Genomic DNA, 23006 nt, shown 5'->3' with positions numbered 1-23006 from the left:
CTTCGAGCGGCGCGAGCGGCTGGCTCGCGACTGCGCCACCGGCCGGCAGCAGCGCGGCGGCCCAGCCGCCGGCGAGCTGGCGCAGCGCCGTGCGACGGCCCGCACGCTGCGGGCGGGGTGTGCGAAAGCGGGAATCGGTCATGGTCGAAGCCGCGCGGCAGCATGCGGAAAAACGCACATTCTCGGCAACCGGGCGCGACGCGGCAAACAAGCATTCCCGCTTTGCTTATCGCGCCGCGCCCGCTGCGCACGTTGCGCACGTCGTGTACGTAGCGTACGTCGTGCGTGCGATCAGAACTTCACGCGCAGCCCGCTGACGAACGCGAGCTGGCGATTCGTCGACGATGCGGTGCCGATGTTCGAGATCGCCGCGATCTTGCGATAGCCGCCCGACGTCGCGGTGCTCGCATCGCCGGCCGCAAGCTGGTAGATGCCGGACAGATAGAGGTCGGTGCGCTTGGACAGCGCATAGTCGAACCCGAGCGTGAACTGGTGCCAGCGCGGCTTCAGCGTCTGGCCGCCGGTGCCCGGCAGGCCGCTCGCGCGTCCGTCGGTGAACGTGTAGACGCCGATCAGCGTCGCCGCCGGTGTGATCTGGTAGCGCCCGTTGACGTCGTAGTTGTTGAACTTGCGCGACGAGCCGTCGAGATAGTCGAGCTGCGTATGGCTCCACGCGAAGCCGAGCGTCGCGCGGCCGAGCGCGTAGTTGGCGCCCGCGACGCCGATCTGCTGCTTGCGCACGCCGCCGTTCAGCCCGTAGAAGAACCCGCCGCTGTAGTCGTTGCCGGTCGTCGAGGTCGCGCCGCCCACCGCGCCGCTGGTGTTCGACGTCGTGCTCGGGTTGTTCAGCCGCACGTAGCCGGCGCCCGCCGACAGCGGGCCGTTCACGTAGTTGGCTGACACGCCCCACGCGTTGTTGTTCGAGAAGCCGGTGCCCGCGCCGCCGTTCGCCTGATTGCTGAATGCGTACAGCACGTCGGCCGTGAAGCCGGCGATCGTCGCGCTGCGGAACTTCACCGCGTTGTTGATCCGGAAGCTCTGGTTCAGGTTGTCGTTGTCGCCGACATGGGTCGCCGGCGACCAGAACCCGGAGCCCGAGTACTGCGCGACGAGATCGGTGATCGGCTCGTACTGGCGGCCGAGCGTCAGCGTGCCGATGCCGGTCTTGCTCAGGCCCACGTACGCGGAGCGGCCGAACAGGCGGCCGCCCTGGCCGAGCCCGCCGTCGCTCGGCCGGAACCCGCTTTCGAGGGTGAACACGGCCTGCAGGCCGCCGCCGAGATCCTCGACGCCTTTCAGGCCCCAGCGGCTGCCGCTCAGCTTGCCGCTCGTCTGCTGGATGTTGTGCGCGCCGCCCTGGTTGTTCGTATAGGCGAAGCCGGCATCGACGAGGCCGTACAGCGTGACGGAACTCTGCGCATGCGCGCCGATGGAACCGATCGAAACCAAACCCAGGACTACCGATTTCTTGATCATGAATATCCTCTGTTTTTATGGGTACGTCTGCGAGGATCACGATGCTATTGAGTCCGGGCCGCGCAACGAACGGCCGATCCGTGGTTTGCAAATCGTCGCGTCATCGAATTGCAATGCGCGCCGCCGCGCGGCCGGCGCGTGCGTCGTCATCGCGTCCGCGCTGCCTGCTGACGCGGACGCATCGGATGAACCGCGAACGCCGAGCGGGCGAAACGTCGCGTCGCAGTCATATGGATCGATGCAATCGTTAGATGGGGCCCGTGCGAGGGGATACGGTGCCGATGTTTTTACGCAACGCGGTGCTGGGCGGGAGCGGGGCGATGCGGTAGACGCGCCGGCATATCGATTCCGCGGAATATGCGGAGGCTGTGTCGCGGGGGGAAGGCGTGGAACCACGCGCCCGCCGCCTGCCCCCCACCGTCATGCAAGCAACCGCCCCCGCTACTCGTCGAGCTCGGCCGACACGGCGCGCACGCGCTTGCGGATCTCCGAATCCAGAATCAGCCGCCCGCGCAACTTTCCCTTCATCCGCTTCACATGCTTCGGCGCCTCGGTCATGTGCTCGACCATCAGCGCGCGCACGCGTTCGACGTCGCGCTCGCGGGCGGCCTTGAGGATCAAGCGGTGAATCGCCACGTTCGCCTCGCCGAAACGCTTGTGTTCGGCGATCGGCGTGTCGTTCCGGAACTCGATCAGCTGCCGGATCATCTCGTTGATCAGCTCGCAACTGAAGCGCAGGAACGGATTCGGGTTCGCGGCGGCGAGGATGTCGTGGAACGTCGTGTCCTCCTGCCGCTGCCGCACCAGATGACCCTGTTCGAGCGCGCCCGACGAGCCGTCGCAGCATGCGATGTTGGCCTCCAGTGCGGCGAAATGCTGCTCGGTCAGGTGCGGCACGGCGCCCGCGGCCAGCTCGGGTTCGAGCAGCTTGCGCACAGTGTAGATGTCGTCGATCGTGACGTCCTTGAAGAACAGATAGTTCTGCAGCAACTGCAGCGTCCGGTCGAGCGGGACCTCGACCACCATCCCGCCGCCCGTCGGCCCGGTCGTCACCTTGATCAGGCCTTGTACTTCCAGCGACTTCAACGCCTCGCGGATCGTGCTCTTGCTGACCGCATACAGCTGCTGCAGCTCGGCTTCGCGCGGCAGGCGGTCGCCGGGCTTCAGGTCCTTTTCCGTAATGAGCCGCTTGATTTCCTCCGCGACGAGATCCGCGCGCTTGGGCTGCTTGATTTCGACCGCGAGGCCTGTCCTGGCTCGGTCCATGACCATCTTCGAGACTCCTTTGTCTGACATGCGCGCGTCCGTTCACATCGTCGTCGATTGGCCCGGGCGCGGCGGTAGGGAATTTTGCCTGATTGACAGGGTTTTTGATCGTCTCTAGCATCAGGTTCATCCTATTTATCATGATAAATAGGATGAACTGACGACGCATCGCTTTCCGTAGAGCGTTGGCACGGTTTGGCAGTCCGTCGTATCGCGTGTGTTTGTCCCTCCAAGGAGCGTCAACTTGAATCGCCGAGAACTGTTGAAACTGGCCGCGCTGTCGGCCGTACCGGGCGCGCTCGGCGCCCTCGGGTCCCGTGCCGCATTCGCCCAGGGCACCCCGATCCAGCTCGCGTGTCCGGTGCCGATGTCCGGCCCGTTCGCGGCCAACGGCAAATACGCCGACCTCGGCATGCAGTTGGCCGTCAAGCAGTACGGCAAGGTGCTCGGCGCACCGCTCGCCTATACGACGCTCGACACCGAGGGCAAACCCGCGACCGCCGTGCGGCGCGTGCAGGAGATCGCGCAGCAGAAGAGCGCGCGCTTTTTTGCCGGCGGTATTTTGTCGTCCGAATCGTTGGCGATGGGCAAGGAGGTGCAGAAGGCGGGCGGCGTGTTCATCACGACGGCCGGCGCGGACGAGCTGACCGGCAAGGACTGCAACGACGCGACGTTCCGCTGGTCGGTGCCGACCTTCGGCGCGATCGAGCAGACGGTGCGCCCGCTGATCCAGATGGTGCCGAAAGCGAAGCGCTGGTACACGATCACCCCGCAATACGTGTTCGGCGACGGGCTGCTGTCGGCGGCGAAAGCGATCTTCAAGGAAAAGGGCATCGAGCATGTCGGCAACAGCTATCACTCGCTGGCCGAGAAGGAATTCAGCGGCTACCTGACGAACGCGGCGGCCGCGCAGCCGGACGTGCTGCTGATCCTGAACTTCGGCTCGCAGTCGTCGGACACGCTGCGCCAGGCCGTCAGCTTCGGGATGAAGCGCAACTGCACGATCCTGCTCGCGTGGGCGTCCGGCCTCGAGCAGTTCGAGGCGCTCGGGCCGGACATCTGCGACGGCGTGTATTTCGGCGCGCAGTACTGGCACGGGATCGATTCGCCGCTGAACCGCGACCTCGTGAAGCGCACCAACGCCGCGTTCAAGGCCAATCCGAACTACAGCCTCGCCGGTTCGTACATCTGCTCGAAGATCCTGCTCGACGCGATGGTGAAGGCCGGCAGCGCCGATCCGAAGAAGGTGATCGCGGCGATGGAAGGCATGAAGTACGACGGCCTCACCGGCCCGGAGGAAATCCGCAAGGGCGACCACCAGGTGCTGAAGAACTACTACCTGCTGAAGGGCAAGCCGAAGAGCCGGATGAAGAGCGCCGACGACTACGCCGACATCGTCAGCTCGGGCCAGTCGTTCCTGCCGCTCGACAAGACCGGCTGCAAGCTCGCGTGACACCCTGCGCGCGTCCGCGTGCGTCGTGCGCCGCGGACGTCCGATTCCTTCCTTTCTGACACGGAAGCCATGAACGTCTATCTGCTGCAGATCGTCAACGGCATCGGCGTCGGCATGCTGTACTTCCTGCTCGCCGTCGGCCTGTCGATCGTGTTCGGCCTGCTGCGCTTCGTGAATTTCGCGCACGGCGCGTTCTATCTGCTCGGCGCGTACCTCTGCTACCAGGCGCTGCAATGGTCGGCGAATTTCTGGGTCGCGCTCGCGGTCGTGCCGCTCGTCGTCGGCGCGTTCGCATGGATCGTCGAGAAGCTGGTGCTGCGTCACGTGTACGCGCAACAGCATGAATTCCACATCCTGGCGACGGTCGGCCTCGCGCTCGTGCTGCAGGAGTGCGCGATCCTCGCGTGGGGCCCGCTCGGCGACAACGTGCCGCCGCCCGACGCGCTGAACGGCGTCGTCGTGTGGGGCGGCTTCATCTACCCGAAATACCGGCTGTTCGTGATCGGCTTCACGGCGGTACTGGCCGCGCTGCTGTGGTGGTTGCTCGACGGCACGCGGCTCGGCAGCACGGTGCGTGCAGGCAGCGAGTCGTCGGAGATGGTGTCGCTGCTCGGCATCAACGTGACGCGCGTGTTCAGCCTCGTGTTCGCGCTCGGCGCGGCCACGGCGGCGCTGGCCGGCGTGCTCGCCGCACCGATCCGCGGCGTCGATCCGTTCATGGGCATCGAGGCGCTGGGCGTCGCGTTCGTCGTGGTCGTGGTCGGCGGGATGGGAAATTTTCTCGGGGCGCTCGTGGGCGGGCTGCTGGTCGGCATCGTGCAGAGCCTGATGAGCACGCTGTGGCCGGAAGGCGCGCGGCTGATGATCTACGTCGCAATGGCGGCCGTGCTGCTGCTGCGTCCGAACGGTTTGCTGGGGAGGGCTGCATGATCGATTCGTCGAAACCGCTGTCGCCCGGCGCGGCGGCCGCGCCGCGTGCGCAACTGTGGCGCGGCGCGCTGCAACGCCCGGAAGGCTGGCTCGCGGTGCTCGCCGCGTGCGTGCTGCCGCTGGTGTTGAGCTCGGGTTCGCTCGCGACCGAAGTGCTGGTGTTCGCGCTTGCCGCGCTCGGCTGCAACCTGCTGCTCGGCTACACGGGCCTGCTGTCGTTCGGGCAGGGCATCTTTTTCGGGCTCGGCAGTTACGCGGCGGGGCTGGTGCTGACCCGCGGCGTCGCATCGGTGACGGTCGCCCTCGCCGCGGCCGCCGTGCTCGGCGCCGTCGCCGCGGCGCTCGTCGGCTGGTTCTCGATCCGGCAGCGCGGCACCTATTTCGTGATGCTGACGCTCGCGTTCGGACAGCTGTTCTATTTCCTCGCGTATACGACGCCCGACGTCACGGGCGGCGACAACGGGCTGCTCGACATCCCGCGCCCGGCATTGTCCGCGTTCGGGCATGCGTGGGTCTCGCTCGATTCGCCGTGGCGCTACTACGGCTTCGTCGCGGTGCTGTTCGTCGCGGTGTTCTGGCTGCTGCTGCGCGTGTCGCGCTCGGTATTCGGCCGCACGCTGCTCGCGATTCGCGACAACGAGGCGCGCGCGGCGGCGGCCGGCTACGACGTGCAGCGCTTCAAGCTCGCGGCGTTCGTGATCTCGGGCGCGGTCACGGGCTTGGCCGGTGCGCTGCACGCGTTGATGACGGGCATCGCGCCGTTGTCGAACATCGACTATCACACGAGCGAGATGATCCTCGTGATGACGGTGATCGGCGGCACGCGCAACCTGTTCGCATCGGTGCTCGGCGCCGCGTTCTACGTGCTGTTCGCGGACTGGCTGTCGACGCTGTGGCCGCGCTGGCTGCTGTTGCTCGGCCTCCTGCTGATCGCGGTCAGCCTGTTCATGCAGCGTGGATTGTGGGGGCTCGGCGAACGCGTCGTGGCATCGCTGCGACGCACCGGGCGCACGGCGGCTACGGCCAGGGAGCAGCAATGAGCGAAGCGATTCTCGAAGCGCGCGGCATCGTCAAGCGCTACGGCAAGTTCACGGCGCTGGGCGGCGTCGACCTGCGGATCATGCCGCGCACCGTGCATTCGGTGATCGGCCCCAACGGCGCGGGCAAGACGACGCTGTTCCATACGCTGACGGGCACGCTGCCCATCACGTCGGGCTCGATCCTGTTCGACGGTCACGACGTGTCGCGCGAACCCGATCACAAGCGCGTGCGGCGCGGCATCGCACGCTCGTTCCAGGTGACGAGCCTGTTTCTGAACCTGAGCGTGCGCGAGAACCTGCGGGTCGCCGCGCAGGGCGTCGAATCGCGGCGCGCGCTGAACCCGTGGACGCCGCCGCGCGGCGCGCTCGCGCACGACGGCATCGTGGACGACGTGCTCGAGCGGCTCGGCCTGCAGCGCTTCGCCGCCACCGCGGCCGGCGTGCTGTCGCACGGCCAGCAGCGCCGGCTCGAAGTCGGGATGGCGCTGGCGGCGCGGCCGCGCGCGATCTTTCTCGACGAACCGACGTCGGGCATGGGGATCGACGATCTCGACGACATGAAGATGCTGATCCGCGGCTTGCGCGACGACTACACGGTCGTGCTGATCGAACACAACATGGGAATCGTGATGGACATCTCGGACACGATCACGGTGATGCAGCAGGGCCGCGTGCTCGTCGAAGGCAAGCCCGACGCGATTCGCGGCGACGAGCGCGTGCGCAGCGCGTATCTCGGCAACATGATCACCGGAGGCCGCGCATGATGCTCGACGTGAAGGCGGTTCATGCGTGCTACGGCAAGAGCCACGTGCTGCAGGGCATTTCGCTGAACGTGAACGAAGGCGAGACGGTGACGCTGCTGGGGCGCAACGGCGCGGGCAAGTCGACGACGCTCAAGACGATCGCCGGTGTCGTGCCACCCACCGGCGGCACGGTGACGTTCGCGGGCCGGTCGCTCGCCCGGCAGCCCGCGCACCGGATCGCCGCGGGCGGGCTGTGTTTCGTGCCCGAGCATCGCGGGATTTTCCGGCTGCTGTCGGTCGAGGAGAACCTGCGGCTCGGCGCGCGCCGCGATTCGCCGTGGCAGCTCGACGACATCTATCGGATCTTCCCGCGCCTGAAGGAGCGGCGCCGCAACGGCGGCGCGCAGCTGTCGGGCGGCGAGCAGCAGATGCTCGCAATCGGCCGCGCGCTGATGAACCACCCGCGGCTGCTGATGCTCGACGAGCCCGTCGAAGGGCTGGCGCCGGTGATCGTCGAGGAGATCGTCGCGCAGCTGAAGCAGATCAAGGCGGCCGGCGTCGCGATCCTGCTCGTCGAGCAGAACCTCGAAGTGTGCATGCAGCTCGCGGATCGCCACTTCGTGATCGAACAGGGCGTGATCGTCTACGAAGGCAGCAACGCGGCGTTCGTGGCCGATCACGAGGTGAAGGACCGTTATCTGGGCGTCGGCGTTGCGTGAGCGCGTGGCCCTTTCATTGCGAGGATTTCCATCGATGCAAGTTCAGGATTCGACACCGGGCGTCGCGGCGTCCGGCTTGCGCGTCGACGGCGCGCGGCTGTGGGGCAGCCTGATGCGTCTCGCGCGCATCGGCGCGACTGACAAGGGCGGCGTGTGCCGCCTCGCGCTCACCGAACTCGATCGCGACGCGCGCGACCTGTTCGTCGCATGGGCGAAGGACATCGGCTGCACGGTGCGGATCGACGCGATCGGCAACATCTTCGCGCGGCGTGCCGGCGAGCGCGACGACCTGCCGCCGGTCACGACGGGCAGTCATATCGACACGCAGCCGACCGGCGGCAAATTCGACGGCAACTACGGCGTGCTCGCCGGCCTCGAAGTGCTGCGCACGCTCGACGATGCGGGCGTACGCACGCGCGCACCGCTCGAGGTCGCCGTCTGGACCAACGAGGAAGGCTCGCGTTTCGTGCCGGTGATGATGGGCTCGGGCGTGTTCGCTGGCGCGTTCACGCTCGAACATGCGCTCGCGCAATGCGACCGCGACGGCGTGTCGGTGCGCGATGCGCTGGCCGCGATCGGCTATGCGGGCGACGGACGCGACGCGCATCCGGTCGGCGCGTATTTCGAAGCGCATATCGAGCAGGGGCCGGTGCTGGAGGCGCACGACACGACCATCGGCGTGGTCGAAGGCGCGCTCGGGCAGCGCTGGTACGACGTGACCGTCCACGGGATGGAGGCGCACGCGGGCCCGACGCCGATGGAACTGCGGCGTGACGCGCTGCTGGTCGCGGCCGATCTGGTGCGTGCGGTGAACGGCATCGCGCGTGCGCATCCGCCGCATGGTCGCGGCACGGTTGGCTGGGTCGACGTGCATCCGAATTCGCGCAACGTGATTCCGGGCCGCGTGACGCTGACCGTCGACCTGCGCGCGGCCGACGATGCGACGCTCACCGCGATGGATGCGGAACTGCGCGCGGTGTGTGGCGACCTGGGCGCGTCGGCCGACATGCGGATCGATGTCGAGCAGGTCGTGTACTTTCCGCCGCAGCCGTTCGACACGACGCTGGTCGAGCAGGTGCGGGCCGGCGCGAGCGCGCTCGGGCTGTCGTCGATGAACGTGATCAGCGGCGCGGGCCACGATGCCGTGTATCTCGCGCGCGTGGCGCCGACCGCGATGATCTTCGTGCCGTGCAAGGACGGGATCAGCCACAACGAGATCGAGGATGCCGATCCGGTGCATCTGGAAGCCGGCTGCAACGTGCTGCTGCAGGCGATGCTCGGTGCGGCCGGCATCGCGGAAGGGAGCGCGCGATGAAGATCCTGATCGCCCGGATGAACCACGAGACCAACACGTTCTCGCCGGTGCCGACGCCGCTCGCCGCGTTCGGCCGCAACGGCCCCGACTGGGGCGACGACGCGTATCGCGCGAACCACGGCATGCGCACCGCGATGGCCGCGTTCCTCGATGCGGCCGCGCGCGAGGGCGCCGACGTCGTGACGCCCGTATCGGCGGCGGCGAACCCGAGCGGGCCCGTCGAGGCCGACGCGTATGCGGCAATCTGCGATGCGATCGTCGCGGCCGCGCCCGGTTGCGATGCGGTGATGCTCGACCTGCACGGCGCGATGGTCGCCGAGCAGAGCGCGGACGGCGAGGGCGACTTGCTCGCGCGGGTGCGCGCCGCGCTGCCGGATGCGCCGATCGCGGTCGCGCTCGATCTGCACGCGAACGTCACGCAGAAGATGATCGACAACGCGGACGTGATCGTCAGCTTCAAGACCTATCCGCACGTCGATATGTACGAGACGGGCGAGCATGCGGCGCGCGTGCTGCTCGACCGGCTGCACGGCCGCGCGCGGCCCGTGCTCGCGTGGCGGCAGCCGCCGCTGATGACGTCGACGCTGCGCAGCGCGAGCGCCGAAGGCGCGATGCGGCGCGCGGTGGAGGCCGCGCGCGCGGCCGAGGCCGACGGGATGCTCGCGGTGTCGGTGCTGCCCGGCTTCTCGCTCGCGGATATTCCGGCGCCCTGCATCAGCGTCGTCGTGGTCGCCAACGGCGATCGCGTGGCGGCCGACGCGGTCGCCGAACGCATCGCCCGGCAGATCTGGGACGCACGCGACGAATTCGTGTATCGCAGCGCGCCACTAGCGGAATCGGTTGCCGAGGCCGCGGCGCTCGCGCGTGGCGCCGATCGTCCGGTGCTGATGCTCGATCACGGCGACAACTGCATGTCGGGCGGCCCGTGCGACACGATGGATCTGCTCGAGGCCGCGCTTGCGCAGGGGCTCGACGGTATTGTCAGTGGGCCGTTGTGCGACCCGGAAGCGGTCGCGGCGCTGATCGACGCGGGCGTGGGCGCGACCGTCACGGTGCCGGTCGGCAACCGGATGCCGTCGCACGGCGGCGTTCGTCGCGAGCCGTTTCGCGCGACGGGCATCGTGCGTGCGATCACCGACGGCGAATACGTGATCACCGGGCCCACCTATACCGGCCAGCGCGCGTACATGGGGCGTGCGGCCGTGCTCGATATCGGGGTGGCGACGCTGGTCGTCACCGAGCGCACGCAGGAGCCGTGGGATCTCGGCGTGTTCGAGAGCGTCGGCGTCGATCCGCGCCGCGCGCGGTTCCTGTTGCTGAAGTCGAGGATGTATTGCCGGCCGGTGTTCGTGCCGATCGCGGCCGCACTGGTCGAATGCGACAGCCGCGGCGTGACGGGCTCCGATTTCGGGCAGTTCGACTATGCGCGCCTCGCGAGACCGGTGTTTCCGCTCGATGCCGGTGTGCAGTGGCAGGCGCGGTGAACGGGCGGTGAAGGGGGAGGTGATGCCGTGCGCGGCGGGATACCGCCGCGCATCGACGGAGTCGATGAACTCAGGCTTCCCGGTACGTGCCTTTGGCCTTCGCCGTCTGCGTGGCCAGCGCATCCATCAACGGCGGGTTCAGGCAATCGTAGGGCTCGAGGCCCTTGCCGCGCAGCGTAGCGCGCACGTCCGCCATCAATGACGGCGGCGTGCCGCTCTCGATGATCGACGACACGAAGGCGGCGAAACCGGGGCCGTCCCAGCCGGCATCCGGCGACAGCTCGGTATGGATGAAATCCAGCCCGTAAAACGCATGCGCGGAATTCTCGATCCGCCCGAACAGATGGGCGCCGCATGCGGAGCATGCGTGGCGCTGGATCAGCGCCTGGTCGTCGACGACGCGCAGTTTTTCTTCGTGCGCGGTCACGGTGACCTTGTCGCGCGGCACCACGCCGACGACGGAGAACAGCGCACCGGCCGGCTTCCAGCACTTCGTGCAGCCGCACGCGTGATTGAACGCGACCTGGGCGTCGACGCGAACCTCGACCGGATCCTGCGCGCACAGGCAGCGCAGCGTACCGCCCGCGAACGAATCGGCCCCTTTCTGAATACCGCGATCGACAGTGGGATGGATGGCGACGGACATGGTCATGCTCCTTTTCTGTGCTTCAGTAGTGAACGACGGTTCGGATCGGATTCCCTTCGTGCAGCGGATCGCATGTTTCGATGAAGCGGGAGAGCGGCTTCGTATTTCACGGACGGTTGAGGCGGGTTCCTGCCTGCGCCATCCCGCGGCGGCGGGCCGCTTTCGACGTCATCAAATGTCGTACCGAATCGGCGTCGGAGAGGGAGAACCGAAGCGCACGCGTCGCGCTTCGATTATCGACCTGCGCGCGCCAAAGCGCGGTGATCTTCTCCGGGGGGGGCATGCCGGATCTCGCACGTCTTCATAAACTGGGGGGGAGTATATGTGGATACTGGAGGGGAGTATACCCGGCGATTCCCGGATGCCGACGATGGTCGGGTCGCGGCAGACCGACATGAATGTGTTCGGCGCGAGCGAAGCCCGCACAGGTCGACCGCGGCCGGCGACCGGCCGTAGCGCGTCGCGCAGGTTTCAATTCCGCTGAAGAAGGTCGCGAGCCCGGCCGGTCAGGCCGGATTGCAGCGAAGACGGAGGCGAATGCGCCGCCGGGAAGTCGGGCCAGCGCGGCGCTGCCCGTTTCGCTAGACGGCCGCCGGCGTGCGGCGTGCGAAGAACCGCCGCATCTCGCGGTCGGTCGGCTGCTTGCCGGTGAAGACTTCCGCGTAGGTGGCGATGCGCGCCATGCGCTCGTGCATCGGCTCCGTCATCTTCATCGACACGTAGCCGAGCTGGGTCAGATACATCGTGCGCGCACGCACCTGCGCGGCGACCGGCGCGTAGTCGAAGCGCTCGAACATCGCGGTCAGTGCGGCGATCCGCGTCGTGTCGGCGTCGGCCAGCTCGGCCGCGATCTCGGGCGCCTGCTGCCCCCAACTGCGGATCGCGGCCTCGTAGCGGTTGTCGAAGATCGTGTCGTCGAACCAGCAATCGAAAACGTTCAGCACCGCCTCGGAGATCGAGTCCGCATACGCTTGCGTGCGCGCGACCCAGTTGGCGGTGTTTTTCTCCTTCCAGCGTGCGAACAGGGCGGCGAGCAGCTCCTCGCGGTCCTTGAAGAACCAGTAGAAGCTCGTGCGCGACAGATTCAGCTTCTTCGCGAGCGGCAGGATCCGCACCGACTCGACGCCGCTTTCGAGCAGGCTTTCCGTCGCGGCGTCCAGCCACGCGTCTGCCGATCCGCGAATGTTCTCGGCTGCAATCGGTTCTTCCATCGGGCAAACGTCCTTTCGTTCCAGTCGTCGATCGGGTGCGCACATCGCGACCCGCATTGTGCCGCAGCGCACCGCCGCGGCGACGCACCCGTCCGTTCAAAACCCCTGCAACACCCCGTCGTAAGGAGTTTCCCGAACTCACTGTGCATCTATGTTTTGTAAACTTGACACATGTGTACAGCGATTCTAACCTGAGTCGCAATCGATGTTCATGTCAGGCAGTCACGAACCACGCTCCCGTTCCTTCCACGAGGCACTCCATGTCGAACGATCCGCTGCTGCAGCCGTACACCCTCAAACATCTGACGTTTCGCAATCGCATCATGACGACGTCGCACGAGCCGGCTTATGCGGAGGACGGGATGCCGAAGGCGCGCTACCGCGCGTACCACGTCGAGCGCGCGAAGGCGGGCATCGCGCTGACGATGACGGCCGGCTCCGCGGCGATCTCGAAGGACAGCCCGCCGGTGTTCAACAACATCCTCGCGTACCGCGACGAAGTGGTGCCGTGGATGAAGGATCTCGTCGACGCGTGTCACGAGCACGGCGCGAAGGTGATGATCCAGCTCACGCATCTCGGCCGCCGCACGCGCTGGGACAAAGGCGACTGGCTGCCGGCGGTGTCGCCGTCGCACGCGCGTGAGCCGGCGCACCGCGCGTTTCCGAAGAAGATGGAGGACTGGGATATCGAGCGCATCGTGCGCGACTATGCGGACGCGGCGGAGCGGATGAAGGCGGCCGGTCTCGACGGGATCGAGCTGGAAGCTTACGGACACCTGATGGACCAGTTCTGGTCGCCGCTGACGAATACGCTCGACGCGCCGTACGGCGGCCCGCTCGAGAACCGGATGCGCTTCACGTTCGACGTGCTGCGGGCGATCCGCAAGCGCGTCGGCGACGAGTTCGTCGTCGGGGTCCGCTATACCGCCGACGAAATGATCGCGGGCGGGCTGACGAAGGAAGAGGGGATCCAGTTGTCGCTCGCGATGAAATCGAGCGGCCTGATCGACTTCCTGAACGTGATTCGCGGGCATCTCGAGACCGACGCGGGGCTGACGGACATTATCCCGATCATGGGCATGAAGAGCGCGCCGCACCTCGATTTCGCGGGCGAGATGCGCGGCATCACTGAGTTTCCGACCTTCCACGCGGCGCGGATCCAGGACGTGCCGACCGCGCGCCACGCGATCGCCTCGGGCAAGGTCGACATGATCGGCATGACGCGCGCGCACATGACCGATCCGCACATCGTGCGCAAGATCATCGAGCGCCGCGAGGACGACATTCGTCCGTGCGTCGGCGCGAATTACTGCCTCGACCGGATCTACCAGGGCGGCGCCGCGTTCTGCATCCACAACGCGGCCACCGGCCGCGAGACGACGATGCCGCACGTGATCCCGCCCGCGCCGGCGAAGCGCAAGGTCGTCATCGTCGGCGCCGGTCCGGCCGGGCTCGAAGCGGCGCGCGTGGCCGGCGAGCGCGGGCACGACGTGGTCGTATTCGAGGCGACCGGCCATCCGGGCGGGCAAGTGCGCCTGACGGCGCAAACGCCGCGTCGCAAGGAAATGCTCGGCATCATCGACTGGCGGATGGCCCAATGCGAGCGGCTCGGCGTGCGCTTCGCGTTCAACACGTGGGCGGACGCGTCGACCGTGCTCGACGAGCGGCCCGACGTCGTGATCGTCGCGACGGGCGGCATGCCGGACGTCGACGTGCTGAGCTCGGGCGGCGAGCACGTGGTGTCCGCATGGGACATCATTTCCGGCGACGTGAAGCCGGGCCGCAACGTGCTGATCTACGACGACGCGGGCGATCATCCGGCGCTGCAGGCGGCGGAAACCATCGCGCACGCGGGCGGTGCGGTCGAGATCATGACGCCCGACCGCGCGTTCTCGCCTGAAGTGATGAGCATGAATCTCGTGCCGTACATGCGCTCGCTGCAGCAGCTCGACACGAAGTTTACGGTCACGTACCGGCTCGAGGCCGTGCGGCGCGAAGGCGACGAACTGGTCGCGATCGTCGGCAGCGATTACGGCGGGATCCACCACGAGCGCCGCTACGACCAGATCGTCGTCAATCACGGCACGATCCCGATGGACGAGCTGTACTTCGCGCTGAAACCGCAGTCGACGAACCTCGGCGCGGTCAACTACGACGACCTGATCGACGGCAAGCCGCAGGTCGAGAACCGCAACCCGGCAGGACGCTTCCAGCTGTTCCGGATCGGCGACGCGGTGTCCGCGCGCAACACGCATGCGGCGATCTACGACGCGCTGCGGCTCGTCAAGGACCTGTGAAGCGACGGGCCGGCGCGCGTCGCCGGCCCCGGGCGGCCCTTTCATGGGCCTTTCGCGAAGCAAGGGTAAACACATTTTTAGCGCATTGACAGTTGGTTCCACGCGGGACTAATCTGCGTCGACACAGGCAATGCGTCGGATCCGCGCTCGATTCCGGGCGCTCACACTGCAGTCAGAAAGGAGCCGTCGTGATCGTGAATACTGCCCCGCAATTTCCCCGCGCCGTTTCGCCGATGCCAGGTATGCGTGACGCTCCCGCGTACCGCGATGACGTGCTGGTGCAGGGCCACCGTGTCGCGCCGGTCGATCGCGCGCTGCTCGACGCGTTCGACGCGATCGATCGCCGCGCGCTGCGCGCGTACCGTGTCGAACGGCTGCGGGAACAATTGCGCAAGCACGATTACGCGGGGATGCTGCTCGCCGACCCGCTGAACATCCGCTATGCGACGGACACGAACAATCTCGGCCTGTGGGTCATGCATTCGCCGAGCCGCTACGTGTTCATCGCGACCGACGGCCCGCTCGTGCTGTTCGATTTCGCGAGCAGCCAGCACAACAGCGAACATATCGAATCGATCGACGAGATCCGGCCCGCCACGCCGTGGATCTATTTCCTGGCCGGGCCGCGCGTCGAGGAGAAGGCCGATGCGTGGGCGCACGAGATCGCCGATCTGCTGCATGCGCACGGCGGCGGCAACCTGCGGCTCGCCGTCGATCGCTGCGACCCGTGGGGTGCCGAACGGCTGACGCGGCTCGGCGTCGCGCTGTTCGACGCGCAACCGCTGACCGAGCAGGCGCGCGTCGTGAAAGGCCCGGAGGAAATCGCGCAGCATCGCGTGTCGATGGGCGTGTGCGATCTCGGCGTCGCGCGCATGCGCGAGGCGCTGCGTCCGGGCATCACCGAGAACCAGTTGTGGAGCGTCTTTCACGAGACGAACATCGCGCACGGCGGCGAATGGGCGGAAAGCCGGCTGCTGTCGTCGGGGCCGCGCACCAATCCGTGGTTCCGCGATGCGTCGAACCGCGTGATCGAGCCGGGCGACATGGTGTGCTTCGACACCGACATGGTCGGCCCCGGCGGCTACCTGTCCGACATCTCGCGCAGTTTCGTGTGTCCGGGCCGCGGTGTGTCCGCGCACCAGCGCGATCTGCTCGGCTATGCGGAAGACCAGATCCTGCACAACGTCGGGCTGCTGCGTGCGGGCGTCACGTTCCGCGAGTTCGCCGAGCGCTGCTGGCCCGTGCCGGAGCGCTACGTTCATAACCGCTACATGATGATGCTGCACGGCGTCGGCCTGGTCGACGAATACCCGAGCGTCGCGTATGCGGTCGATTTCGACGCGTGGGGGTACGACGGTACGTTCGAGGAAAACATGGTCGTGTCGGTCGAGAGCTACATCGGCGTGCAGGGCGGCGCCGAAGGCGTGAAGCTCGAGGAACAGGTGCTGATCACGTCGACCGGTGCGATTCCGCTGTCGGCCGTACCGCTGATCGCGGACCGCGATGCGTGAGCAAAACGAGGCCGGCCAGGTTCCGGCCATGCGCCCGGCCTGCGTCGTCCGCGGCCGGTTTCGACGTCACACGTTTTGACAGGGCAAACCCGTTTCCGATGACCGCATCCAGTCCGTTGCCGCAACTGATTTCCGCCGATGCCGTATTGAGCCGCATGCCGCCCACGCAGATGGTCGATGCGCTGGAGGCCGCGCACCGGCAGGCGTATGCGCCGCTTGCGCGCCTGCATGCGAGCGTGCCGCGCGATGCGCGCGAGAACGGCGAGATGCTGATCTGGCTCGGCGGCGCGCCCGACGGCGCGACCGGCACGAAGGTCGTGTCGATCTCGCCCGACAACGGACGGCGCACGAACGATTCGGCCGATACGTGGCATGCGGCCGTGCTGCTGAGCGATCCCGAGGACGGCCGGTTCCGTTCGATCATCGTCGGCAACGCGTTCAGCCGTTACAAGACGGCGGCCGACTCCGCACTCGGCGCACGTCTGCTCGCGCGGCGCGCGCCGCAGACGCTGACGATCATCGGCGCGGGCGCGCAGGCGCAAACGCACCTGCGCGTGATGGCGGCCGAATTTCCGACGCTGCGCCGGATCGACGTATGGAACCGCACGTACGAGCGTGCGGCGCGGCTGGCCGACCACGCGGCCGGCGACGCGCCCGGCGCGGACGTGCGTGCCGTCGAGCATCTCGAGCGCAGCGTCCGCGAGGCCGACCTCGTCGTGTGCGTGACGTCGTCGACGTCGCCGGTGCTCGACGGCGCATGGCTGCGCGACGGCTGCCACGTGGATCTGGTCGGCGGCTACATGCCGTCGATGCGCGAAGCGAACGACGCGGCGCTGCTGCGCTCGCGCATCCACGTCGATCATCGCGCGCTCGTGACCGAGCACTGCGGCGACATTCGCCAGCCGCTCGATGCGGGCGTAATCGATGCGACCGACATCGAGGGTGACCTGTTCGACCTGTGCGGCGGCCGCGCGGCGGGGCGCCGGCACGATGCGGACATCACGCTGTTCAAGAACGGCGGCGGTGGTCATCTCGACCTGATGTTCGCCGACTGGCTGAGCCGCCGGTGCGCGACGCCGGATGACGGACGCATGCCGTCCGATCAATGACCCGATGGAGTTGTCTGCGATGAAAGAATCCGATCTCGAGCCCGAACCTCGCGACCACGACGATCACGAAGCGTACGACGACACGGCGGGCAGCGACGCGGTGTTCGACGCGATCGTCACGAACGGGCCGCTGAACGATGCATGGCGGCTCACGCTATGGTCGAACTGCTACACCGAACCGGTGTTCGCCGAGATGATCCAGACGTTCGACGTCAGCCGCGACGAATTCAACGTGCTGGCCTGCCTGTCGACCGTCAGCGCGATGACGGCGAAGCAGATCTGCGAAGTGACGGGGCGCCCGAAGAACAGCATCAGCCGCGCGGTGAACCGGCTCGCGGAGCGCCGGATGATTCGCCGCAAGACGAACGCGGACGACCGGCGCGAGATTCGCCTCGCGCTGAACGAAAGCGGCCGCCGGCTGTACGAACGCGTGCTACCCGTCGCGCTCGACCGGCAGACGCTGATGCTGAGCGCACTCGACGCGGCCGATCGCGCGATGCTCGATCGGATCCTGAACAAGCTCATGAGCGCGCGTCGCGGATGGTGAGCGCGATCACGCCGCCGTAGCCCGCACGCGGGCTGGCGATCGAGTTGATGCGTGTCGCGCAAGACATGATGAAAAACGATCGCTTGAGGCGCGAATATTGGACGCATTCAATATCGTTCATCGTTTCATGTCGTTGTACTGAATAAATTAAGGGCGTACCCCGAATCGAAAGCGTGCCGGGTTCCGGCGCGACGATGGTCGATCGATCCGGAGAGCCGCGTTGAAAGCCATAGACGGAGAAGCTTCCATGAACAGCATTGTCGCACCTCCCCTGCAAGCCGAACCCGGCGCGACGCAGGCCGGCCGTCCCGGCATGCAGCCGATCCTGTGCGTCGAAGGCGTCGGGAAGACCTTCGGCGCGCATCGCGTGCTGCAGGACGTCAGCTTCTCGATGAACGCGGGCGAGGTGATCGCGATCATCGGTCCGAGCGGATCCGGCAAGAGCACGCTGCTTCGATGCATCAACCAGCTGGAACCGCCGACCGAAGGCCGCGTGACGATCGGCGACGTGACGATCGACGCGAACCACACGCCGCCGCGCCGCGAGCTCGTGACGCTGCGGCGCCGGATCGGCATGGTGTTCCAGTCGTTCAATCTGTTCCCGCACCTGAGCGTGCTGCGCAACGTCAGCCTCGCGCAGGAGCGCACGATGGGCCGCAACCGCGCGGACGCCGATCGGCGCTCGATGGAACTGCTCGAACGGGTCGGTCTCGCGAACAAGGCCGACCAGTATCCGGTGCGCTGTTCCGGCGGCCAGCAGCAGCGCATCGCGATTGCGCGGGCGCTCGCGCTCGAACCGGAGATCATGCTGTTCGACGAGCCGACGTCCGCGCTCGATCCGGAGCTCGGCCTCGAAGTGCTTGCGGTGATGAACGAGCTCGCGCAATCCGGGATGACGATGATCGTCGTCACGCACGAGATGCATTTCGCGGAGAGCGTGTCGGACCGCGTGATCATCATGGCCGACGGCCGGATTCTCGAAGCGGGGCCGAGCGAGGCCGTGATGCGCCACCCGAGCACCGAGCGCGCGGCGAAATTCCTGAACGCCGTGAGGGATCGCTGAATGATCGACCATCTTTCCGCCATTCTCGCCGGCGTGCCGTGGACGATCGCGCTGACGCTGACGGTCTTTGCGATCGGCGCGGTGCTGGGCATGCCGCTTTGCGCGCTGCGCAGCGCCCGGAACCCGGTCGTGCGCGCGCTCGCGACGGCGTTCGTCGTCGGTTGCCGGTCGGTGCCGCCGATCGTGTGGCTGTTCTTCGTGTTCTTCGGGATCGGCAACGACCTGCTGCCGCTCAACCCGTTCACCGCGGCCGCGCTCGGCCTCGGCCTCGTGACCGCGGCCAATCTGTCCGAGGTCTATCGCGGTGCACTGACGGCGATTCACCCCGGGCAGTACGAAGCGGCGAAAGTGCTGAATCTCACGCGCGCGCAGCAGTTTCGCGACGTGATTTTCCCGCAGATGGTGCGCATCGCGCTGCCCACCGCGGCGACTTACCTGATCGGCCTGTTGAAGGACTCCGCGGTCGCGTCGACGATCGGCGTGAACGAACTGGCGTTCCAGGCGTACCACGTGTCGCAGCAGACGTTTCGCGGGCTGGGCGTCTACGCGGCCGCCGCGCTGCTGTATATCGCCCTCAGCATCCCGGTCGCATGGCTGTCGCGCTGGGCCGATCTTCACCTTCGTTCGCGGGTGTCGCGATGAGCTCCATGATCGATCTCTGGCAATCCTGGCTGCCCGACCTGCTCGGCGGCTACCGTCTGTCGCTCGAAGTCACCGCGCTGAGCCTCGCGATCGGCATTCCACTCGGCCTCGTGCTTGCGCTGTGCGTGTCGATGAAGCCGAAGGCGATCCGCGTCGCCGCCATCGTGTTCGTCGAGATCGGACGCGGCGCGCCGGCGCTGATCCTGCTGCAGTTCTTCTACTTCGGGTTGCCGAACGCGGGGCTCACGCTGTCGTCGTTCCTGTCCGCCGTGGTGGCGCTCGCGTGCTGCACCGGCGCCTATACGAGCGAGATCATTCGTGCCGGCTTCGATGCGGTGCCGCACGGGCAGAAGGAGGCGGCCGCGGTGATCGGGCTCAATGCGGTCGACGCGCTGCGCTTCGTGATCGTGCCGCAGGGCCTGCGCGTCGCGCTGCCGGCGTTGCTCGGCTTCTCGATCATGATGCTGCAGGCCACGTCGCTGTGCTTCACGATCGCGCTGCCCGAACTCGTCAGCCGCGCCTCGAGCATCGGCTCGTCGACGTTCGAATACATGCCCGTGCTGCTGCTCGCCGGCCTGATGTTCGCGCTGATCTGCGTGCCGGCGACGTTCGCCGTCTCCGCGCTCGAGCGCCGTCTGGGGCGGCATGCGGCACGCTGAGTCGACGATGTAGTCCGAGCCGTTCCGTTCGTTTGCCGGTTTCCGTTTTTCAACTGCCACGCTCTTTCGGGGACATTCTCATGACATCAACCAAGCGTCGCCTTTCGTTCGCGCTCGCCGGCCTGTGTCTCACGGGCTTCGGCGCTGCCGTCCACGCGCAATCGTGCAAGCCCGCGCACCAGTTCGAGACGATCCGCCCCGGCACGCTGTCGGTCGCCGTGTGGGATTTCCCGCCGTATTCGATTCCGGCCGGCACAAGCGACATCAAGGGCGTCGACGGCGAGATCGTCAAGCAGATCGCCGCGCGCGAATGCCTGAAGATTTCGGTGTCCGTCATCGATCCGGCCGCTGTCGTGCAGTCCGTCGTGTCGCGTCGCGCCGACATCGGCCTCGGCGACTGGTATCGCACGGCCGATCGCGCGAAGGTGCTCGGCCTGAGCGATCCGATGTATCTCGACCAGATGGCGGTGATCTCGAAGCAGGGCGTCGACACCGTCGCGAGCATCGTCGGCAAGCGCGTCGGCACCGTGCAGGGCTATCTGTGGACCGGCGATCTGCAGAAGCTGCTCGGCAGTTCGCTGGTCGTCTATCCGAACCCGGTCGCGATGGCGCAGGATCTGGCCGCGGGCCGGATCGACGTCGGCACCGACAGCTATGCGGTGTCGAAATACAACCAGGCGAAGGGCGGCTATGCGTCGATGAAGATCATGCTCGTGAAGCCCGATCCACGCGTGCCCGCGTCGCTCGAACCGGGGCAGACGGCGCTGCTGTTCACGAAGACGAATGCCGCGCTCGGCACGGCGCTCGGCGCCAATATCGACGCGATGCGCCAGTCGGGGGAGATCGCAAGGATTCTCAAGACCTACGGGCTGTCGGCATCGGCCGCGGATGTCGGTGCGCCGCGGATCATTCAGTGACGATAGTCGGCTGAGCCGGCCGCATGCGGGTCTGCTGATCGGGCTCGTAGCGCTGTCTGCTGCGGCTAGGATTGGTGGCTGCGTCTAGCTACGGTCGGTGGCGGCCGGATCCACGGCGGCAGGCGGTGTGGCATGCAGGCTGCGATCTTCGATGGTGGGGTCGGTGATGCGCCGAGCAACGATCATCCGATCGCATTGCGGATCGGGATGTATCACCTGTTTTAAACCTTATGGGGCAGGCGGCGAGTGCCAGCCCCTTCATTTCCGGCGGATATGCGATGAGGATTCTGGTTCCAGTCAAGAGAGTGGTCGATTACAACGTGAAGGTCCGCGTGAAGTCGGACAACACGGGCGTCGACATCGCGAACGTGAAGATGTCGATGAACCCGTTCGATGAAATCGCAGTTGAAGAAGCGGTGCGGTTGAAGGAAGCGGGCGTTGCGACTGATGTGATCGCCGTGTCGGTGGGCGTCGCGCAAGCGCAGGAAACGCTGCGCACGGCGCTGGCGATCGGTGCGGATCGCGCGATCCTCGTCGAGTCGAACGACAGCGTCGAGCCGCTGGCCGTCGCGAAGATCCTGAAGGCGCTGGTCGACAAGGAACAGCCGCAGCTGGTGATCCTCGGCAAGCAGGCAATCGACGACGATTCGAACCAGACGGGCCAGATGCTGGCTGCGCTGGCAGGTCTCCCGCAAGCGACGTTCGCGTCGAAGGTGACGGTCGTCGATGGCCGCGTGACGGTTGCACGGGAAGTCGATGGTGGCGCGGAAACGCTGTCGCTGACGCTGCCCGCAGTCGTGACCACCGACCTGCGCCTGAACGAGCCGCGCTACGTGACGCTGCCGAACATCATGAAGGCGAAGAAGAAGCCGCTGGAAACGGTGAAGCCGGAAGACCTGGGCGTGGACGTCGCGCCGCGTCTGAAGACGCTGAAGGTGGTCGAGCCGCCGAAGCGCGCAGCCGGCGTGAAGGTGCCGGACGTGAAGACGCTGGTTGAGAAGCTGAAGACCGAAGCCAAGGTGCTGTGAGAGGGAGCGCAAAGAAATGACGATTCTGGTGATTGCAGAACACGACAACGCGTCGATCAAGGCCGCGACGCTGAACACGGTGGCAGCGGCGGCGAAGATCGGCGGTGACATCCATGTGCTGGTCGCAGGCCACAACGCGCAAGCCGCGGCCGATGCGGCAGCGAAGATTTCAGGTGTCGGCAAGGTCCTGCTGGCCGATGCACCGCAGCTCGCGAGCGGTCTTGCAGAGAACATCGAAGCGACCGCGCTGAACATCGCGAAGGACTACTCGCACATCTGCGTGCCGGCAACCGCGTACGGCAAGAACATCGCGCCGCGTATCGCCGCGAAGCTGGACGTTGCGCAGATCTCGGACATCACGGCCGTGGATTCGGCTGATACGTTCGAGCGTCCGATCTACGCGGGCAACGCGATCGCGACGGTCCAGTCGAGCGACCCGATCAAGGTGATCACGGTGCGCGCAACGGGCTTTGATCCGGTTGCAGCGGAAGGCGGCAGCGCGTCGGTCGAGAAGATTGAAGCCGCTGCAGACGCAGGCAAGTCGCAGTTCGTAAGCCGCGAGGTGACGAAGCTGGACCGTCCCGAGCTCACCAGCGCAAAGATCATCGTGTCGGGCGGACGGGGTCTCGGCAGCGGCGAAAACTACACGAAGGTGCTGGAACCGCTGGCGGACAAGCTTCAGGCATCACTCGGTGCTTCACGCGCGGCAGTCGATGCAGGCTACGTCCCGAACGACTATCAGGTTGGCCAGACCGGCAAGATCGTCGCACCGCAGCTGTACATCGCAGTCGGCATCTCGGGCGCAATTCAGCACTTGGCCGGCATGAAGGATTCGAAGGTGATCGTCGCGATCAACAAGGATCCGGAAGCACCGATCTTCAGCGTGGCTGATTACGGCCTCGTCGGCGATCTGTTCGTCGAACTGCCCGGAATCGTGGCCGCGCTGTAGC

Annotated in this window: 22 protein-coding genes; 17 read left to right on the top strand and 5 right to left on the bottom strand. The window is 66.7% G+C overall.

From position 1 onward, the window contains the following. Positions 1-291: 291 nt before the first annotated feature. Complete coding sequence (locus O1Q03_RS29960; RefSeq protein WP_269507721.1) at positions 292-1476, bottom strand: porin; 1185 nt, start codon at positions 1474-1476, stop codon at positions 292-294. A gap of 441 nt (positions 1477-1917) precedes the next feature. Further along, the gene (locus O1Q03_RS29955) at positions 1918-2748 is read right to left on the bottom strand and encodes a FadR/GntR family transcriptional regulator (protein WP_269507726.1); all 831 of its coding nucleotides are present in this window, start codon (positions 2746-2748) and stop codon (positions 1918-1920) included. Positions 2749-2986: 238 nt separating this feature from the next. Between O1Q03_RS29955 and O1Q03_RS29950 the strand changes: the two genes are divergently transcribed. From O1Q03_RS29950 to O1Q03_RS29920, 7 genes are all read left to right on the top strand, one after another. Further along, a complete protein-coding gene (locus tag O1Q03_RS29950) occupies positions 2987-4195 on the top strand; it encodes an ABC transporter substrate-binding protein (RefSeq protein WP_269507719.1) in 1209 nt (402 codons plus the stop codon). 69 nt (positions 4196-4264) lie between these two features. Beyond that, the gene (locus O1Q03_RS29945) at positions 4265-5125 is read left to right on the top strand and encodes a branched-chain amino acid ABC transporter permease (protein WP_124897566.1); all 861 of its coding nucleotides are present in this window, start codon (positions 4265-4267) and stop codon (positions 5123-5125) included. Further along, positions 5122-6165 (top strand): branched-chain amino acid ABC transporter permease, encoded by a 1044-nt coding sequence (locus O1Q03_RS29940; protein ID WP_269507717.1) that lies wholly within the window; start codon positions 5122-5124, stop codon positions 6163-6165. Before O1Q03_RS29945 ends, O1Q03_RS29940 begins: the two co-directional genes overlap by 4 nt. Beyond that, positions 6162-6929, top strand: a complete 768-nt coding sequence (locus O1Q03_RS29935; RefSeq protein ID WP_269507714.1) for an ABC transporter ATP-binding protein — start codon at positions 6162-6164, stop codon at positions 6927-6929. The genes O1Q03_RS29940 and O1Q03_RS29935 overlap by 4 nt, the downstream gene beginning before the upstream one ends. Next, positions 6926-7627, top strand: coding sequence for an ABC transporter ATP-binding protein (locus O1Q03_RS29930; RefSeq protein WP_269507712.1), 702 nt, complete (start codon positions 6926-6928; stop codon positions 7625-7627). The genes O1Q03_RS29935 and O1Q03_RS29930 overlap by 4 nt, the downstream gene beginning before the upstream one ends. Positions 7628-7661: 34 nt before the next feature. Further along, positions 7662-8942 carry a Zn-dependent hydrolase gene (locus O1Q03_RS29925; RefSeq protein ID WP_269507710.1) on the top strand — a complete coding sequence of 427 codons (1281 nt, stop codon included), beginning with the start codon at positions 7662-7664 and terminating at the stop codon, positions 8940-8942. Further along, on the top strand, positions 8939-10426 hold the full coding sequence (locus O1Q03_RS29920; RefSeq protein WP_269507707.1) for a M81 family metallopeptidase: 1488 nt from the start codon (positions 8939-8941) through the stop codon (positions 10424-10426). The genes O1Q03_RS29925 and O1Q03_RS29920 overlap by 4 nt, the downstream gene beginning before the upstream one ends. A gap of 70 nt (positions 10427-10496) precedes the next feature. On the opposite strand, the gene gfa is transcribed toward O1Q03_RS29920, so the two are convergent. Both gfa and O1Q03_RS29910 read right to left on the bottom strand, forming a co-directional pair. Continuing rightward, complete coding sequence (gfa, locus tag O1Q03_RS29915) at positions 10497-11072, bottom strand: S-(hydroxymethyl)glutathione synthase (RefSeq protein ID WP_269507705.1); 576 nt, start codon at positions 11070-11072, stop codon at positions 10497-10499. 581 nt (positions 11073-11653) lie between these two features. After that, positions 11654-12283 carry a TetR/AcrR family transcriptional regulator gene (locus O1Q03_RS29910; protein ID WP_269507702.1) on the bottom strand — a complete coding sequence of 210 codons (630 nt, stop codon included), beginning with the start codon at positions 12281-12283 and terminating at the stop codon, positions 11654-11656. 260 nt (positions 12284-12543) lie between these two features. On the opposite strand from O1Q03_RS29910, the gene O1Q03_RS29905 reads away from it, so the two are divergent. The 4 genes from O1Q03_RS29905 to O1Q03_RS29890 all read left to right on the top strand — a co-directional run bounded on the left by O1Q03_RS29905 (position 12544) and on the right by O1Q03_RS29890 (position 17747). Continuing rightward, positions 12544-14580: an NADH:flavin oxidoreductase gene (locus O1Q03_RS29905; RefSeq protein ID WP_269507700.1), complete on the top strand. Its 2037-nt coding sequence runs from the start codon at positions 12544-12546 to the stop codon at positions 14578-14580. A gap of 242 nt (positions 14581-14822) precedes the next feature. After that, positions 14823-16091 carry a M24 family metallopeptidase gene (locus O1Q03_RS29900; protein ID WP_269507697.1) on the top strand — a complete coding sequence of 423 codons (1269 nt, stop codon included), beginning with the start codon at positions 14823-14825 and terminating at the stop codon, positions 16089-16091. Between the two features lie 98 nt (positions 16092-16189). Next, on the top strand, positions 16190-17200 hold the full coding sequence (locus tag O1Q03_RS29895; RefSeq protein ID WP_269507694.1) for an ornithine cyclodeaminase family protein: 1011 nt from the start codon (positions 16190-16192) through the stop codon (positions 17198-17200). A 19-nt stretch (positions 17201-17219) separates the two neighbouring features. Then, positions 17220-17747 (top strand): MarR family winged helix-turn-helix transcriptional regulator, encoded by a 528-nt coding sequence (locus O1Q03_RS29890; RefSeq protein ID WP_269507691.1) that lies wholly within the window; start codon positions 17220-17222, stop codon positions 17745-17747. Here the strand turns inward: O1Q03_RS29890 and O1Q03_RS29885 are convergent. Further along, positions 17722-17868 carry a hypothetical protein gene (locus O1Q03_RS29885; protein ID WP_269507688.1) on the bottom strand — a complete coding sequence of 49 codons (147 nt, stop codon included), beginning with the start codon at positions 17866-17868 and terminating at the stop codon, positions 17722-17724. The two genes, O1Q03_RS29890 and O1Q03_RS29885, sit on opposite strands and share 26 nt — an antisense overlap. Positions 17869-17994: 126 nt before the next feature. Here O1Q03_RS29885 and O1Q03_RS29880 point away from each other — a divergent pair, with 126 nt between their 5' ends. From O1Q03_RS29880 to O1Q03_RS29855, 6 genes are all read left to right on the top strand, one after another. Then, positions 17995-18810, top strand: coding sequence for an amino acid ABC transporter ATP-binding protein (locus O1Q03_RS29880; RefSeq protein ID WP_269507685.1), 816 nt, complete (start codon positions 17995-17997; stop codon positions 18808-18810). Continuing rightward, positions 18811-19452, top strand: coding sequence for an amino acid ABC transporter permease (locus O1Q03_RS29875; protein WP_269507683.1), 642 nt, complete (start codon positions 18811-18813; stop codon positions 19450-19452). It abuts the gene before it with no gap. Continuing rightward, on the top strand, positions 19449-20111 hold the full coding sequence (locus tag O1Q03_RS29870; protein WP_269507680.1) for an amino acid ABC transporter permease: 663 nt from the start codon (positions 19449-19451) through the stop codon (positions 20109-20111). The genes O1Q03_RS29875 and O1Q03_RS29870 overlap by 4 nt, the downstream gene beginning before the upstream one ends. A gap of 80 nt (positions 20112-20191) precedes the next feature. Further along, a complete protein-coding gene (locus O1Q03_RS29865; RefSeq protein WP_269507677.1) occupies positions 20192-21028 on the top strand; it encodes a substrate-binding periplasmic protein in 837 nt (278 codons plus the stop codon). A gap of 278 nt (positions 21029-21306) precedes the next feature. Further along, complete coding sequence (locus O1Q03_RS29860) at positions 21307-22056, top strand: electron transfer flavoprotein subunit beta/FixA family protein (RefSeq protein ID WP_269507676.1); 750 nt, start codon at positions 21307-21309, stop codon at positions 22054-22056. Positions 22057-22072: 16 nt separating this feature from the next. Then, positions 22073-23005, top strand: coding sequence for an electron transfer flavoprotein subunit alpha/FixB family protein (locus O1Q03_RS29855; protein WP_269507675.1), 933 nt, complete (start codon positions 22073-22075; stop codon positions 23003-23005). The last annotated feature ends 1 nt before the right edge of the window (position 23006 follow it).

The organism is Burkholderia sp. IMCC1007 (assembly GCF_027257875.1).
Taxonomy (GTDB): Bacteria; Pseudomonadota; Gammaproteobacteria; order Burkholderiales; family Burkholderiaceae; genus Burkholderia.
This window is presented reverse-complemented; position numbering and strand designations above follow the sequence as displayed.